General features: G+C 73.7%; 14 protein-coding genes. 5 read left to right on the top strand and 9 right to left on the bottom strand.

The features are described from left to right. The first annotated feature begins 134 nt into the window (after positions 1–134). Positions 135–1,154, top strand: a complete 1,020-nt coding sequence (locus ADK64_RS15475) for an aspartate-semialdehyde dehydrogenase (RefSeq protein ID WP_053659210.1) — start codon at positions 135–137, stop codon at positions 1,152–1,154. A 256-nt stretch (positions 1,155–1,410) separates the two neighbouring features. Further along, the gene (locus ADK64_RS15470) at positions 1,411–1,779 is read left to right on the top strand and encodes a hypothetical protein (RefSeq protein WP_159046262.1); all 369 of its coding nucleotides are present in this window, start codon (positions 1,411–1,413) and stop codon (positions 1,777–1,779) included. On the opposite strand, the gene ADK64_RS15465 is transcribed toward ADK64_RS15470, so the two are convergent. After that, positions 1,776–2,261, bottom strand: coding sequence for a DUF1203 domain-containing protein (locus tag ADK64_RS15465; RefSeq protein WP_053659206.1), 486 nt, complete (start codon positions 2,259–2,261; stop codon positions 1,776–1,778). The genes ADK64_RS15470 and ADK64_RS15465 overlap by 4 nt on opposite strands. 112 nt (positions 2,262–2,373) lie before the next feature. Here ADK64_RS15465 and pepN point away from each other — a divergent pair, with 112 nt between their 5' ends. Beyond that, positions 2,374–4,947, top strand: a complete 2,574-nt coding sequence (gene pepN, locus ADK64_RS15460; RefSeq protein WP_053659204.1) for an aminopeptidase N — start codon at positions 2,374–2,376, stop codon at positions 4,945–4,947. A gap of 57 nt (positions 4,948–5,004) precedes the next feature. Here pepN and ADK64_RS15455 read toward each other — a convergent pair whose 3' ends face one another. Genes ADK64_RS15455 through ADK64_RS15440 form a run of 4 tightly spaced genes read right to left on the bottom strand, consistent with a single transcriptional unit; the run spans position 5,005 to position 9,249 of the window. Continuing rightward, on the bottom strand, positions 5,005–5,943 hold the full coding sequence (locus tag ADK64_RS15455) for a LysR family transcriptional regulator (RefSeq protein WP_053659202.1): 939 nt from the start codon (positions 5,941–5,943) through the stop codon (positions 5,005–5,007). 17 nt (positions 5,944–5,960) lie between these two features. Further along, entirely contained in the window at positions 5,961–6,872 is a 912-nt protein-coding gene (locus ADK64_RS15450) for a DMT family transporter (protein ID WP_078992675.1), read from the bottom strand. 41 nt (positions 6,873–6,913) lie between these two features. Continuing rightward, positions 6,914–7,876: an EamA family transporter gene (locus ADK64_RS15445; protein WP_053659200.1), complete on the bottom strand. Its 963-nt coding sequence runs from the start codon at positions 7,874–7,876 to the stop codon at positions 6,914–6,916. Beyond that, positions 7,873–9,249 (bottom strand): MFS transporter, encoded by a 1,377-nt coding sequence (locus tag ADK64_RS15440; protein WP_053659198.1) that lies wholly within the window; start codon positions 9,247–9,249, stop codon positions 7,873–7,875. The genes ADK64_RS15445 and ADK64_RS15440 overlap by 4 nt, the downstream gene beginning before the upstream one ends. A gap of 104 nt (positions 9,250–9,353) precedes the next feature. On the opposite strand from ADK64_RS15440, the gene ADK64_RS15435 reads away from it, so the two are divergent. Continuing rightward, positions 9,354–9,860: a MarR family winged helix-turn-helix transcriptional regulator gene (locus tag ADK64_RS15435; protein ID WP_053659195.1), complete on the top strand. Its 507-nt coding sequence runs from the start codon at positions 9,354–9,356 to the stop codon at positions 9,858–9,860. 85 nt (positions 9,861–9,945) lie between these two features. On the opposite strand, the gene ADK64_RS15430 is transcribed toward ADK64_RS15435, so the two are convergent. Then, positions 9,946–11,460: an FAD-dependent monooxygenase gene (locus ADK64_RS15430; RefSeq protein WP_053659193.1), complete on the bottom strand. Its 1,515-nt coding sequence runs from the start codon at positions 11,458–11,460 to the stop codon at positions 9,946–9,948. Between the two features lie 129 nt (positions 11,461–11,589). Here ADK64_RS15430 and ADK64_RS15425 point away from each other — a divergent pair, with 129 nt between their 5' ends. Then, the gene (locus ADK64_RS15425; protein WP_053659192.1) at positions 11,590–12,198 is read left to right on the top strand and encodes a TetR family transcriptional regulator; all 609 of its coding nucleotides are present in this window, start codon (positions 11,590–11,592) and stop codon (positions 12,196–12,198) included. 132 nt (positions 12,199–12,330) lie between these two features. On the opposite strand, the gene ADK64_RS15420 is transcribed toward ADK64_RS15425, so the two are convergent. From ADK64_RS15420 to ADK64_RS15410, 3 genes are read right to left on the bottom strand one after another with little or no spacing between them, the layout of a single operon-like run. Next, positions 12,331–12,606: a hypothetical protein gene (locus tag ADK64_RS15420; RefSeq protein ID WP_053659190.1), complete on the bottom strand. Its 276-nt coding sequence runs from the start codon at positions 12,604–12,606 to the stop codon at positions 12,331–12,333. 4 nt (positions 12,607–12,610) lie between these two features. Then, on the bottom strand, positions 12,611–14,812 hold the full coding sequence (malQ, locus tag ADK64_RS15415) for a 4-alpha-glucanotransferase (protein ID WP_078992674.1): 2,202 nt from the start codon (positions 14,810–14,812) through the stop codon (positions 12,611–12,613). Further along, complete coding sequence (locus ADK64_RS15410) at positions 14,813–15,058, bottom strand: hypothetical protein (protein ID WP_053659188.1); 246 nt, start codon at positions 15,056–15,058, stop codon at positions 14,813–14,815. Positions 15,059–15,372: the final 314 nt, after the last annotated feature.

Raw genomic sequence — 15,372 nt, 5'->3', positions numbered from 1 at the left:
TCGGCCGGGGGAAATCTGTCCCATTCTCCGGGCACGCCCGGCAAAGAATTGGACAGGCGGGCCGGGGTCGGCCGCATCATGGAAAAGCCCCGGTCATGCGCCTGGTCATGGAAGAGACACAAGAGGGAGTCGCTGTGAGGGTCGGAATCGTCGGAGCCACCGGTCAGGTCGGCACGGTCATGCGCAGGATCCTCACGGAGCGGAACTTCCCGGTCACGCAGCTGCGCCTGTTCGCCTCGGCCCGTTCGGCGGGCACCGTGCTGGACGGCGTCACGGTCGAGGACGCGGCGTCCGCCGACTACACCGGCCTGGACATCGTGCTGTTCTCCGCGGGCGGCGCGACCTCCCGGGCGCTGGCCGAGAAGGTCGCCTCCCAGGGCGCCGTCGTGATCGACAACTCCTCGGCCTGGCGCAAGGACCCCGAGGTCCCGCTGGTCGTCTCCGAGGTGAACCCGCACGCGATCGCCGACCGCCCCAAGGGCATCATCGCCAACCCGAACTGCACGACGATGGCCGCGATGCCGGTCCTGAAGCCGCTGCACGAGGAGGCCGGCCTGGAGGCGCTGGTCGTCGCCACCTACCAGGCGGTGTCCGGCTCGGGCCTCGCGGGCGTGGCCGAGCTGCACGGCCAGGCCCAGAAGGTGGTCGCGGACGCCGACAGGCTCACCCACGACGGCGCGGCGGTCGACTTCCCCGAGCCGCAGGTCTACAAGCGGCCCATCGCCTTCAACGTGCTCCCGCTGGCGGGCTCGATCGTCGACGACGGTCTGAACGAGACCGACGAGGAGCAGAAGCTGCGCAACGAGTCCCGCAAGATCCTGGAGATCCCGGGTCTGAAGGTCTCCGGCACCTGTGTGCGCGTCCCGGTCTTCTCCGGCCACTCCCTCCAGGTCAACGCACGCTTCGCCCGCCCGATCTCCCCGGAGCGCGCGACCGAGCTGCTCGCGAAGGCGCCGGGCGTCGTCCTCTCCGACATCCCGACCCCGCTCCAGGCGGCCGGCCAGGACCCGTCGTACGTCGGCCGCATCCGTCGCGACGAGACCGCCGACAACGGCCTCGCGCTGTTCCTCTCCAACGACAACCTCCGCAAGGGCGCCGCGCTGAACGCGGTCCAGATCGCGGAGCTGGTGGCGGCGGAGCTGTCCTCGAAGTAACACCGGTACGCAGTCGGTACGGCGCAGGGGCGGTCACGACCAAGTGGCCGCCCCTGCGCCGTCTCCACGACCGTCTGGACGGCCGCCGCCAGTGCGAGAACGGCGCCCGTGGCCAGGACGGCGGTCAGCCCGGGCCCGTCCGTGAGCCGGCCGCCGACCAGGGCGCCGAGCGCGATGGCCGTGTTGAACACCCCGGCGAACAGGGCGGAGGCGGCTTCCGGGCCCCGGCACGGCAGCCGTCAGCCGGCTCCGCCCGGTGACGGACACCCCGCCGCAGGCCAGACCCCGCACCACGAGCAGCACCGCTCGGCCGGTGGCCGTACCGCCCGCGGGGACCCGCAGCGGGACGACGGCGCCGAGGGCGGAGGCGACGGCGATCCCGCTGAAGACTTCAGCGGTGGCCCGCCCGGCGCCCGGTCCCGGCACCAGCCGCGCGCCGAGCCCGGCGGCCACCGCCCACACCCCGCCGATCCTCCAGGAGGCCCTCATCCTCGCCGCCACGGGCCGCCGCGCCCTCCTCGGCACCGGGGCTCGTGTGGCACCGGGAGGCCGCGACGGAGACGGTACGGGAGTTCGGGAGTTCGCTCGGGTGCCGGCGGGGACGGCTTTCGAGAGCGAGTGCTAACCCCGCCGCACCTCGTACAGGAAGCACCCGTACTCCACCGCCCGCACATGCACGACCGCCACCTCCGGGTCGGTGAAGGCCTCCGTGAGGGCGGGCCGGAAGTCGTCGTCCACCAGGCGGCCGCCCAGGATGTGGCCCTCGGGCGAGTAGCGGCGCAGGACGCGGTGGGCCTGGGTGAAGGGCAGGGCCGAGGTCGTCGGGCCCGGGCAGGGGGCGGCGTGGACGAAGACCGGGCCCTGTTCGTCGTAGGCGCCGGGCCGGGCTCCCGTCTCGGCCGCCCAGCGGCGCAGGGGCGCGTACGAGACCAGGGCGATCCGCTCGCCCGGTGTGCTGGGGCGCAGGCAGCAGCGCAGTGGGGAGCCGCCCTCCTCGTCCGGGTACGGGGTCATGGGGCGGCCCGCGTCGTCCGTGACCCGCAGGGCGTCGAGGACCTCCGGCGGGATCGGGCGGGCGGTGTAGGTGGTCGTGTGTGTCGTCTCCATGGGCCCAGCGTCCTGCGCCGGCGTCCCGCCCACCGGCCGGAACCGGACATCGCGTTCCCTGTGGATCCCATGGAAGGATGGCGCAACCCACACATAACGAGGAGATGACCGCGTGCCTGGCACAAACCTGACTCGCGAAGAGGCGCAGCAGCGGGCGGAGCTGCTCACCGTTGACTCGTACGAGATCGATCTCGACCTCTCCGGAGCGCAGGAGGGCGGTACCTACCGGTCCGTGACCACGGTGCGCTTCGACGTCGCCCGCACCGGTGCCGAGTCCTTCATCGACCTGGTGGCGCCCGCCGTCCACGAGGTGACCCTGAACGGCGACGCGCTCGACCCGGCCGGGGTCTTCGAGGACTCGCGGATCGCGCTGCCGGGACTGCTTCAGGGCCGTAACGTCCTGCGGGTCGTCGCGGACTGCGCGTACACCAACACGGGCGAGGGTCTGCACCGCTTCGTCGACCCCGTCGACGAGCAGGCCTACCTCTACACCCAGTTCGAGGTGCCGGACGCCCGCCGGGTGTTCGCCTCCTTCGAGCAGCCGGACCTGAAGGCCACCTTCCGGTTCACGGTGAAGGCCCCCGAGGGCTGGACCGTCATTTCCAACTCCCCGACGCCGGAGCCGAAGGACAACGTCTGGTCCTTCGAGCCGACGCCGCGCATCTCGTCGTACATCACCGCGCTGATCGTCGGTCCGTACCACTCCGTGCACAGCGTGTACGAGAAGGACGGGCAGAGCGTGCCGCTGGGCATCTACTGCCGTCCGTCGCTCGCCGAGTTCCTCGACTCGGACGCGATCTTCGAGGTGACCCGGCAGGGCTTCGACTGGTTCCAGGAGAAGTTCGACTACGCCTACCCGTTCGCGAAGTACGACCAGCTCTTCGTGCCCGAGTTCAACGCGGGCGCGATGGAGAACGCCGGTGCCGTCACCATCCGCGACCAGTACGTCTTCCGGTCCAAGGTGACCGACGCGGCGTACGAGGTGCGGGCCGAGACCATCCTGCACGAGCTGGCCCACATGTGGTTCGGCGACCTCGTCACCATGGAGTGGTGGAACGACCTGTGGCTGAACGAGTCGTTCGCCACCTACACCTCCATCGCCTGCCAGGCCGCCGCCCCCGGCTCGCGCTGGCCGCACTCGTGGACCACGTTCGCGAACTCGATGAAGACCTGGGCGTACCGGCAGGACCAGCTGCCGTCCACGCACCCGATCATGGCCGACATCAGCGACCTGGACGACGTCCTCGTCAACTTCGACGGCATCACGTACGCCAAGGGCGCCTCCGTCCTCAAACAGCTCGTCGCGTACGTCGGCGAGGACGAGTTCTTCAAGGGCGTGCAGGCGTACTTCAAGGCGCACGCGTTCGGCAACACGCGCCTGTCCGACCTGCTCGGCGCCCTGGAGGAGACCTCCGGGCGTGACCTGAAGAACTGGTCGAAGAAGTGGCTGGAGACGGCGGGCATCAACGTCCTGCGTCCCGAGGTGGCCACGGACGCCTCCGGCGTCATCACCTCCTTCGCCGTCCGCCAGGAGGCCCCGGCGCTGCCCGCCGGCGCCAAGGGCGAGCCGACCCTGCGCCCGCACCGCATCGCGATCGGCTTCTACGACCTCGACGCCGGCTCGGGCAAGCTGGTACGCACCGAGCGCGTCGAGCTGGACGTCGACGGCGAGCTGACGGCCGTACCGCAGCTGAACGGCAAGCACAGGCCGGCGGTCGTCCTGCTCAACGACGACGACCTGTCGTACGCGAAGGTCCGCCTGGACGAGGAGTCGCTGGCGTTCGTCACCGAGCACCTCGGCGACTTCGACTCCTCCCTCCCGCGCGCCCTGTGCTGGGCCTCGGCCTGGGACATGACGCGGGACGCCGAGCTGGCCACCCGCGACTACCTCGCGCTCGTCCTGTCCGGCATCGGCAAGGAGTCGGACATCGGCCTCGTGCAGTCGCTGCACCGTCAGGTCAAGCTCGCCATCGACCTGTACGCCGACCCCACCGCCCGCGAGTCCCTGCTGACCCGCTGGACCGACGCCACGCTGGCCCACCTGCGCACGGCCGAGCCGGCGAGCGACCACCAGCTGGCGTGGGCGCGTGCCTTCGCGGCGACGGCCCGCACCCCGGAGCAGCTGGACCTCCTGGAGGGCCTGCTGGACGGCACCCACACCGTCGAGGGCCTCGCCGTGGACACCGAGCTGCGCTGGGCGTTCGTGGAGCGGCTGGCGGCGGTCGGCCGCTTCGACGAGACGGAGATCGCGGCCGAGTACGAGCGGGACAAGACCGCGGCCGGCGAACGGCACGCGGCCACGGCTCGCGCGGCCCGCCCGACGGAGGAGGCCAAGGCGGAGGCCTGGGCGGCGGTCATCGACTCCGACACGCTGCCCAACGCCGTGCAGGAGGCCGTGATCGGCGGCTTCGTGCAGACCGACCAGCGCGAGCTGCTGGCGCCGTACGCGGACAGGTACTTCGAGGCCCTCAAGGGCGTCTGGGACTCCCGTTCGCACGAGATCGCCCAGCAGATCGCCATCGGCCTGTACCCGACGGTCCAGGTCTCCGAGGAGACCCTGACCAAGACGGACACCTGGCTGGCCTCGGCCGACCCGACCGCGGCCCTGCGCCGCCTCGTCTCCGAGTCCCGCTCGGGCGTCGAACGGTCCCTGAAGGCCCAGGCGGCGGACGCGGCGGCCCAGTAGGAGTACGCGCCCCGGGCGCCCGGCCTGTGTGCCGGGCGCCCGGGGCGCGGTACGAGTTCACTCCCGGGTGACCGGGCCGGTGTGAGTGACCGGGCCGGTGTGGGCGGCCGCCACCTCCCGCAACGCCCCCAACACCCGTCCGACCGCCCGCCCCGTCTCCCCGCCCTTGCGTACCGCCGCCGTCACATGCCGGACCGGGGCGGCCGGGCCGAGGTCGCGCAGGGTCACGCCGTCGCGGCGGCCCGCGGCCAGTCGCGGGATCAGGGCCACGCCCATGCCGGCCTCCACCATGGCGAGGATCGCGGTCCAGCCGGAGGCCGAGTGGCCCTGGTGGGGGCTGAACCCGGCTGCCTCGCAGGCGCGGCGGGTGATGTCCGACCAGGGGCCGCTGCCGCCGAAGATCCAGGGTTCCGCGGCCAGGTCGGTCAGGGCGAGGGACGCGGCGTGGGACAGCGGGTGGTCCGGGGGCAGGGCCACGTCCAGGGGGTCGGCCAGCAGGGGGACCTGGGTGAAGCGGGGGTCGGTCGCGCTCGGGGCCTCGGCCGCCAGGGACAGGGCGAGGTCCACGTCGCCGGCGGTCAGGAGGTCGTAGGCCTCGGCCGCCTCCGCCTCCCGGACGCGGACGGTCACCCCGGGGTGCGTGCCGCGCAGGGCCCGTACGGCCGGTACGACCAGGGCGGGGACCGAGGTGGAGAAGGCGCCGACCCGGACCTCGCCGGCCTCGCCCTGGGTGTACGCCGCCAACGCGGCGTCCGCGCGCTCCAGTTGCTCGAACAGCGGCTCCGTGTGGGTCAGCACCAGGCGGGCCGCGTCGGTGAGCCGGACCCGGCGGCCCCGCGCCTCCAGCAGGGGTACGCCGAGTTGCCGGGCGAGGTTGGTGAGCTGCTGCGAGACGGCGGAGGGGGTCATGTGCAGGGCCTCGGCGGTCGCGGTCACCGTCCCGCGCTCGCGCAGGGTGCGCAGGATCTGCAGCTTCCGGATGTCCCACTCGGCCATGCCGGGAAAGCTACACGTCAACGGCGTGCACCCGCGCCCAGCACCACCCCGCCCAGGATCAGCGCCATCGAGAGCAGTTGGGGCCGGCCGGTCGTTTCACCGAGGACGGCCCAGGAGAGTGCGGCCACGCAGACCGGCTGGAGGTAGTAGACGATGCCCGCGCGGGTCGCGCCGATCAGGGCTATGGCCTTGTTCCAGGCGAAGAACGCGACCGCCGAGGAGGCCACGCCCACGTAGAGGAGCGGCAGGACCGTGCCGGGGGTCGGGGCGAAGCCGCCCTGGAGGGCCAGGCTCGCCGCCTGGGCGGGCAGGAGCAGGACCGTGCCCACGACGAACGTGGTGAACAGGAAGGCCGTACCCGCCAGTTCGGCCGGCTTGCGGCGCAGCAGCGTGCTGTAGCCCGCGAAGCAGCAGGCGGCGGCGATCATCCACAGGTCGCCGGCCGAGAAGTGCGCGCCGCCGCCGACGAGCAGCGCCACGCCCGCGCAGGCGATCAGCAGCCCGGTGGTGCGCCGCGCGCCGAGCCGTACGCCGCCCAGTCGTTCGAACACCGCCATGAGCACCGGCGAGGCGGCCATGATCATGCCCATGGTGGCGGCCGGGGTGGTCAGTCCGGCCTGGTTGACGAGGGTGTTGTAGACGGCGACGCCGAGGAGCGACGCGAGGAGGACGTAGCGGGCGTGCCGGCGGATCAGCGCCCGCTGCCGCCAGGCCTGCCGGGCCCCGAAGGGGGCCACGGCGACCAGGGCGATCACCCAGCGCCAGAAGGCGTGCTGGATGGGCGGGACGCTGTCGTGCAGACCGCGGGAGGTGACGAAGCTGCCGGACCAGACGACCGTCGCGAGGGCGGCGCGGGCGAGGCCGAGGAGCGGGGCGGCGGGTGAGGTGTTCGTAGTCGTGGTCGTGGTCCGGTGCAGGACGGCGGTCACAGAGGTCCTTTCGCTGGCTGGCGGGGCGTGCCGGTGTGCCCCTACCGTCGCAGCGAGCGACCTGTCAGGTCCATCGAAACTTTTCGACCGTTCTTTTCAGCAGAACTGAACGATTGGCTCCGGCCCCTCCCGACGCCCCCGTCGATGCCCCCTCGACCGCCCAGCTGCCCCGCCAGCGTCGCCCCGAACGCCAGCGCCATGCCCGCCACCTGCACCGCGGTCAGCGACTGTCCGAGCGCCGCCCAGCCGACGACGGCGGCGGTCAGCGGGGACAGCGGGCCGAGGAAGGTGACCTGGGTGGCGTTGAGCCGGCCGATGCCGCGGAACCAGAGCCAGTAGGCGACGGCCGTGTTGGCCAGGGCCAGATAGAGGTAGCCGCCGACGGCACGGCCGTCCAGGGCCGGCGGGGCGCCCTCGGCCAGGACGGCGACGGGCGCGACGAGCAGGCCGCCCGCGGTGAGCTGCCAGCCGGTGAGGGCCAGCGGGCCGACGCCGTCCGGGCGGCCCCACCGCTTGGTCAGCACCGTACCGGTGGCCATCGAAGCGGTGGCGGCCACGGCTGCGAGCACCCCGACCGCGTCCAGGGCACCGGCTCCCTGGAGGACGACGAGGCTGACGCCGAGCGCGGCCACGGCGCCCGTGACCAGCGTGCGCGCGGTCGGCCGCCGGCCCAGCAGCAGCGCCGAGAGGCCTACGACGAACAGTGGCTGGACGGAGCCGACGACGGCGGCCATGCCGCCGGGCAGCCGGTACGCCGAGACGAACAGCAGCGGGAAGAACGCGCCGATGTTCAGCGCGCCGAGCACCAGCGCCTTCCACCACCAGGCGCCCTTCGGCAGTACCCGGGTCAGGGCGAGCAGCAGCAGTCCTGCGGGCAGGGCACGCATCAGGGCCGTGAACAGCGGGCGGTCCGGCGGCAGGAACTCGGTGGTCACCGCGTAGGTGGTGCCCCAGGAGACGGGGGCGAGGGCGGTGAGCGCGACGGTGGCCGCGGAGCGTTTCATGACCGGGCTCCTTCGAGCGCGGTGCCGACCGGGGTCAAGGGGTGCGCGGAGGGCTGGGCGGAGGGACGCGGGGAGGGCTCGGCGGAGGGGCCGTCTTGGGCGCCCGTCACGGTCACCTGCGGCGGCAGCGGCCGTACCGCCTCCGCGGGCAGTCGGCGCTCCACCCGGACCAGGAGAACGGCGGCGATCGCCGAGGTCGCCACGAGGACCGCCCACGGCGCCCGGCCGTCGAGCGCCAGCAGGCCCGTGAACAGGGACGGCGCCACCGCCTTCGCCAGCGACCAGGACATCTGGTAGGCCGCCAGATACCGGCCGCGCACCGCCTCGGGCGCGGCCGACACGGCGAGCACCTCGGCGGCGGGGCTGTGGATCAGCTCGCCGAGGGTGTAGACGGTGACCACGGCGGCCAGGGCCGCGCCGAGGACCGTGCCGGAGTCCGGCCGTACGGTGCCGAGCACGATCTGCGCGGCGAACGCGGTCGCGAACAGGGAGCCGCCCAGCGCCGCCGCCCGGGTGCGCCGGGCACCCGCCCGCCGGACCCGCGCGCCGACGAAGACGCCGGCCGCCGCGCACAGCACGGTGTTGAGGGTGAACGCGGCACCGGTGAACATCGCGGGCCCGTGCAGCCACTCCACCATGAACAGCGGGAAGAGCACCGAGAGCGCCGAATAGCTGAGCGCGTTCAGGAAGTTGGCGCCGGTGACGATCAGGAAGGGCCGGTCGGCGAGGACGAGCCGGTAGCCGGCGCCCGCCCGGCGCGGGGCCGCAGCGGCGTCCGCCGTGCGCACCGGCCGCAGCGGGCGCAGCAGCAGGGCCGCGAGCGCGAAGGAGAGGGCGTTGCCCCAGGCCGCGTACGAGTAACCGGCGCTGCCCGCGAGCGAGATGACCAGCGTGGCCAGCAGCGCGCCCGCGCCGTTGCCGGCGTTCTGCAGCGCGCGTGTCGCCGCCTGCAGCCGGTCCCGGCCCGCCCCGCGCGCCACCTCGCCGATCAGGGACTGCTGGGCGGCCGGGAAGGCCCGGTCGGCGGCCGCCGTGACCAGGGCGACGACCGCGAAGGCGGTGAGCGAGCGGGCGAAGGGGTAGAGGGCGAAGCCGACGACCCGGACGGCGTAGAGCACGTGGAGCATCCGCTTGGCGCCGTACCGGTCCACCGCCGTCCCGGCGAGCGGCAGCGCGCCGATGCCCACGAGGCCGGTGACCGTGAGCACGGCGCCCACGACCGGGAAGGACAGCCCGGTCACGGCGTGGAAGAAGACCAGCGTGAACGGTACGTACATGCCGGTGCCGATGCCGTTGACGGCGGCGGTGACGGGCAGCGCCCACTCCCCTGGGACGCGCCCGCTCTTCCTCTGCCTCTTCACGACGCCTGCCATGCCTGCCCCCTCCAAATGACTTGATGGAGAGTAACTTAGCACTAAGCTACTTTCTCGCAAGCCACTTTCTTGCCGTTGACCGTTCCACGAGCGATACTCGGCGCATGAGTGCAGGCAAGGACCCCGTCGACGCGATCATCAGCCAGTGGGCAACCGCCCGGCCCGACCTCGACACCAGGGCGATGGAGGTCTTCGGGCGGATCTACCGCCTCTCCCGCGCCATGGGCGACCGCATGGAGGAGGCGTACCAGCGCTACGGCGTCTCACGCGGCGAGTTCGACGTGCTCGCGACCCTGCGCCGCTCCGGCGAGCCGTACGCCCTCTCGCCCCGCCAGCTGTCGGCGACCCTGATGCTCACCACCGGCGGCATGACCGGCCGGCTCGACAAACTGGAGAAGGCCGGACTGCTGAGCCGCTCCCCCGACCCCCATGACCGCCGGGGCCTTCGGGTCACGCTCACCGAGAAGGGGCTGGCCGTCATCGACGGGGCGGTCGGCGCGGGCCTCGCCGTCCAGACGGAGGCCCTGTCGGCCCTCGACGACCAGCAGGCCGACCAACTGGCCGGCCTGCTGCGGGAGTTGCTGGCGGGGACGCGGGAGGCGGAGGGCTAGGGCGCCGGCGCCCCGAGGGGAGTGCCGTGACGGGCCGTCCCACGGCTACGGGCCCGGCGTCCAGCCACGGCCCCGTCGCGAGCGGTCACACGCGGGCGCCCATGTGTGCCGTCAGCGCGGCCTCGATCTGTTCCGCGTCGGCCGAGTCCGCCGCCCACGCCGCGTAACCGTCGGGGCGCACCAGCACGGCCGTACGGCGCCCGCTCGCCCAGTGGACCACGGCCAGCCGGTCCGCGTAGCCCGGCCGTCCGTCGTACGGCTCCGGGGCGATCAGCACGAACCGGCCGCCGCGCAGTGCCTCGTAGAGGCGGCCGCCGCCGGCGAGGGCGACGTCCGGGACGCGGGTGCCGGTGAGGCGGTGGGCGCCGCGGGGTGCGGGGTAGCGGTAGCCGATGCCGGTGACCTGGGTGGCCAGGGCGCGGCGGGCGGGGCCGACGGCGTTCAGGAACGTGGTGAGCGCGGCGCGCGCCGCCAGTGTCCAGGGGCGCTTGGCCATGGCGAGGCGGACGATCCCGCCACTGCTGCGCAGCACCGTCCGGCCCACGGGGTGCCGCTCGGCCTGGTAGGTGTCGAGCAGCGCGGGGTCCGCGTGGCCGGTGAGGACCGCGGCCAGCTTCCAGCTCAGGTTGGCCGCGTCCTGCAGGCCGGTGTTCATGCCCTGACCGCCGGCCGGGGAGTGCACGTGCGCGGCGTCGCCGGCCAGGAAGACCCGCCCGACCCGGTAGGCCGGCGCCTGGCGTTGGTCGCTGTGGAAGCGGGACATCCAGCGGGCGTCGTGCATCCCGAAGTCCCGGCCCAGCGCCAGCCGGACGATCTCCTTGACCTCGGCCAGGTCGAGCGGCTCGCGGTCGGGGACGTCACGGCCGCGCAGCCAGCCCATCACCCGGTAGTAGCCGTCGCCGAACGGCGCGAGGAAGGCGAACGCGTCACCGGCGGCATGCAGCGTGAGCAGGGCCGGCGGCTTCTCGGCGAGCCGGACGTCGGCGAGGACGACGGACCGGATCACCGACTTGCCCGGGAACGGCAGCCCGACCGCCTCCCGTACGGCACTGCGCATACCGTCGGCGCCGACGACGTACGCGGCGCGGAAGGCCCGCGTACGCCCCTCGGGCCCGCGCACCTCGACCGTGACCCCGTCCGCGTCCTGGGCGAGCCCGGCCAGCTCGCTCTCGTACCGGAACTCCACGCCCGCCTCGACCGCCCGCCGCTCCAGGGCCCGCTCGACCTCGTACTGCGGCAGGACGAGGAGGTGGCGGAAGCGGGAGGGAAGGGTGCCGAGGTCGATGTCGAGCCGGTCGAAGACCCGGAGTCGGTCGAGGGGCCGGCCGGCGGCCTCCAGGTCGTCGGCGAGCGCGCGGGCGTCGAGCTGCTCGAGGGTGCGGGCGTGCAGGACGAAGGCGCGGGAGAGGTTGCTGATCCGGTGGGGTCGCTTCTCGATGACGGTGACCGGGACGCCGGCGGCGGCGAAATCACCGGCGAGGAGCAGGCCGGTGGGTCCGGAGCCCACGACGATGACGGGACCGGTGGTGCCGTCGGCACCCGTGGCGTCGGTGGTGTTGGTGGTGTTGGTGGTGCCGGTGACATCAGTGGTGCCGGTCATGATGGCCTCCTGGGTGCCAACACTCGTTGGTCAACACTTGTTGGCCAACGCTTGTTGACAACGGTAGAACCGGGCCGCGACGTAAGTCAACACTTGTTGGCCCACGGCTGTTGGCCTACGCTCGTTGACATGACCGGCAGCACGCATGCACACCAGAAAACGGGCCAGGGCACGGGCCAGGGCACGGCGCGACGCTCGGACGCCACGCGGTCCGCCATCCTCGCCGCCGCCCGCGAGCGGTTCGCCACCGACGGCTACGAGCGGGCCACCATCCGGGCCATCGCCAAGGACGCGCGCATCGACCCGTCGATGGTGATGCGGTACTTCGGCAGCAAGGAGGGGCTGTTCGCGGCGGCCGTCGCGCTGGATCTGCGGCTGCCCGACCTGGGGCAGCTGCCGCGGGAGGAGGTCGGGCGGGCACTGGTGGGCCACTTCCTCGACCTGTGGGAGGAGAGCGGGGAGCTGACGGCCGTCCTGCGGGTCGGTGTCACCAACCAGGCCGGGGCGGAACGGATGCAGAACATCTTCCGGGACCAGCTGCTGCCGGTGGCCCAGCGGGTGTGCCCCGACCCGGAGCAGTTCCCGGCGCGGGCCGCGCTGTGTTCCGCGCAGCTGCTCGGGCTGGCCCTGACCCGCTACGTACTGCGTCTGCCGCCGGCGCGGGAGCTGACCCGCGAGGAGCTGCTGGCGTGGCTCGGGCCGACGGTGCAGCGCTACCTGACCGCGCCGCACCCCTAAGGGCGGGACGGACGAACCACCCGTAGGGAACGGCCGCGCAAAAACACCGGGGGCGCCTGCCCCACCCGGGGTACGGCTCGTGCGCGTACCGACGGGAGGACAGGCGCCCCCGGCGAGAAAACCGGTGTGCGGTCAGGCCTTGCTCGTGGCCTTGGCCTTGGTGGTGGCCGCCGGCTTGATGGTCCTGATCTTGGACTTGTCCAGCGCCATCACCAGACCGGCGATCACGGCGAACAGGGCGAGTGGGATCAGCACATAGAGGCCCAGCGTCTGGATGACGCTCAGGCCGGTGCCGGGGTCGTCGCCGTCGTCGCGGGTCAGCGCGAGCGCAGGGGACGACATGAGCAGCATCATCAGCGTCGTACCGGCGGCCAGGGCGCCGGCGCGCAGGGCGTTCTTCTTGTCCACGTTCTCAAGTTAGCGAATCACCCGGACGGGCGCGCGCCCGGGGTCCCGTACACGCCGATCTCTCACCCTCGGCCTGTGCGAACACCGCGAGCAAGTCCCTCAATCGCGGCGAAGCCGTCAATTCCTCCAGCGGCAGCGGCCGGTTCTCCCGGTCGGCGATCGGCAGCCGCCAGTTCGGGTACTGGTCCCACGTGCCCGGCAGGTTCTGCGGGCGGCGGTCGCCCACGCCGTCCGGGAGCCAGACGCCGATCAGCCGCGCCGGAGTGCGCAGCAGGAAGCGGTGGACGGCGCGGATCTCCTCTTCCTCGTGCGTGCCGGGCGGTCCGGCGGCACCGAGGTCCAGCAGGGCGAGGCTGCCCAGCAGGGCGAGCCACTCGGCGGTGTCGGCGGCGGCCTCGGCGTGCTCCTGGGGGGCCGGACGGGTGAGCAGGCCCAGACGGTCGCGCAGGCCGATGTGTTCGCCGGTGAGCCGGGCGGCCGTGGGCGGCAGGTCGTGGGTGGTGGCGGTGGCCAGGCAGTCGGGGCGCCAGCGCTCGGGCGGCAGCGGGTGGCCGTCGCCCTCCCAGTCCCGTTCGAACCACAGCACCGAGGTGCCGAGCACCCCGCGCCGTTGCAGGGTCTCGCGGACGCCGGGCTCGACCGTGCCGAGGTCCTCGCCGATGACGACGGCTCCGGCGCGGCCGGCCTCCAGGGCGAGGATCGCGAGCATGGCGTCGGCGTCGTAGCGCACGTACGTGCCCTCGGTGGGCGCGCTGCCCCGGGGTACCCACCACAGCCGGAACAGGCCCATGACGTGGTCGATGCGCAGGGCGCCGGCGTAGCGGAAGAGGGCGCGCAGGAGGTCGCGGTAGGGGGCGTGGCCCGAGGCGGCGAGCCGGTCCGGGCGCCAGGGCGGCAGGCCCCAGTCCTGGCCGCAGGCGTTGAAGGCGTCGGGCGGGGCGCCGACGGACATGCCGGCGGCGAAGACGTCCTGCTGCGCCCAGGCGTCGGCGCCCACGGGATGCACGCCGACGGCGAGGTCGTGCACGATCCCCACGGACATGCCGGCCTCGCGGGCGGCGCGCTGGGCGGTGCGCAGCTGGCCGTCGGTGAGCCAGGCGAGGCGGGTGTGGAACTCGACGCGGTCGGCCAGGTCGGTGCGGGCCCGGGCGGTGGCGGCCGAGCGGGGGTCGCGCAGTGCGTCGGGCCAGGTGTGCCAGTCGCAGCCGTGGATCTCGGCGAGGGCGTACCAGGTGGCGTGGTCGGCGAGGGCCTGGCCGTGGGCGGCGCGGAAGTCGTCGTAGGCGGCCTGGCGGCCGGGGGCGAGGGGGACGGCCAGGACCGGTTCCAGGGCCTCCCGCTTCAGCTCCCACACGGCGTCCCGGTCGATGAGGGCGCCCTTGTCGAGGACGGCGGCGCGCAGCCGCCCGGCACGCTCCAGCAGCCCGCTGAGCCGCTCGCGGTCCTCGACGTACGCGTACTCGGGGATGTCCTCGATCCGCAGGTGCACGGGGTCGGGGAAGCGACGCGAGGACGGGCGGTACGGGGAGGGGTCCGTGGGGGCGCCGGGTACGGCCGCGTGCAACGGGTTGACCTGGACGAATCCGGCGCCGGCCGTGCGCCCGGCCCAGCCGGCCAGCTCGGCCAGGTCGCCGAGGTCGCCCATGCCCCAGGAGCGGCGCGAGAGCAGGGAGTACAGCTGGACGAGGAGGCCGTAGGAGCGGCCGGCCGGGGTGGGCAGCCGGTCGGGGGCGACGACGAGGTGGGCGCGGGCGCTGCGGCCGTCGGGGGCGACGGCGGTCAACAGGTGGACGCCGAGCGGGAGTTCGGCGACCCCGCCCCACGCCTGTTGCTGCCCCTGCTCGGTCTCGACGGTGAGCCGGGTGCCGGCGGGCAGTGCGGCGAGGGCGGCGGGGGGTGCGGCGCCGGTCCAGTGCACCAGGGTCGGCGGCAGCAGGCGTTCACGCAGCTCGCGTTCCCGGGCGGCCAGCGCGGCACGCACGGCATCCGGTCCGCCCGCGTCGGTGCCGGCGTCGACGCCGAGGGCGGCCAGCGCGGCGATCACGGCGGAGGCGGGGACCGTGACGGTACGGCCCGGGGCGGGGCTGTAGGAGGTCGCGACCCCGTACAGCTCGGCGAGCCGGGCCAGCTCAGGCTGCGCATCCAGCTCCGGCCCCGGCTCCGGCCCCGGCTCCGGCTCCGGAGGCTCGTCGTACGCCGCCGCCATCTACAGCCCCGGGCCGAAGAAGTCCGGAACCGGGTCGGACTCGCTGGTCAGCGCGGCGGTCTCGGCGAGTGGCGGCTCGCTGGTCAGGGGCTCGGCGTCGGGCAGCGGCGGTTCGCTGGTCAGCGGCGCCTGGGCGCAGGCGCTCTCCGCGCTGAAGACGCACACCGGCGCCTCGTCGGTCGTGGCGGACAGCTCCGCCAGGGGTTTCCACTGGGGCGGGATCGGAAGTCGAGCCGGTGCGGCCATGGGGGCCTCCTTGCCGTGAATGGGTCAGGGCAGGCCTACCCCGCGATGGCGTCGGCACTCCCGACAACCGCTCGAACGCCGGTCGCCCGGTGGTGCACGGACTCCTTCACGGACCCTTTCGGCACTTCCGCTCGCCGGTTCCACGCACCGGTTCCACTCACCGGTTCCCGCGGCCCACGCGGGGTCCGGGACGGGGGTTCCAGGTGGCGACCGGGCTGCTCGTGATCCCGGCCGGGTGCGTCGCCCCGGCCCCGTTCGCCGGCCGTCCGGCGGCGTTCGCCCGCGTCCCGCTCACGGTCTTCTCGCCGACGCTG

This window comes from Streptomyces sp. MMG1121 (assembly GCF_001280015.1).
Taxonomy (GTDB): domain Bacteria; phylum Actinomycetota; class Actinomycetes; order Streptomycetales; family Streptomycetaceae; genus Streptomyces.
This window is presented reverse-complemented; position numbering and strand designations above follow the sequence as displayed.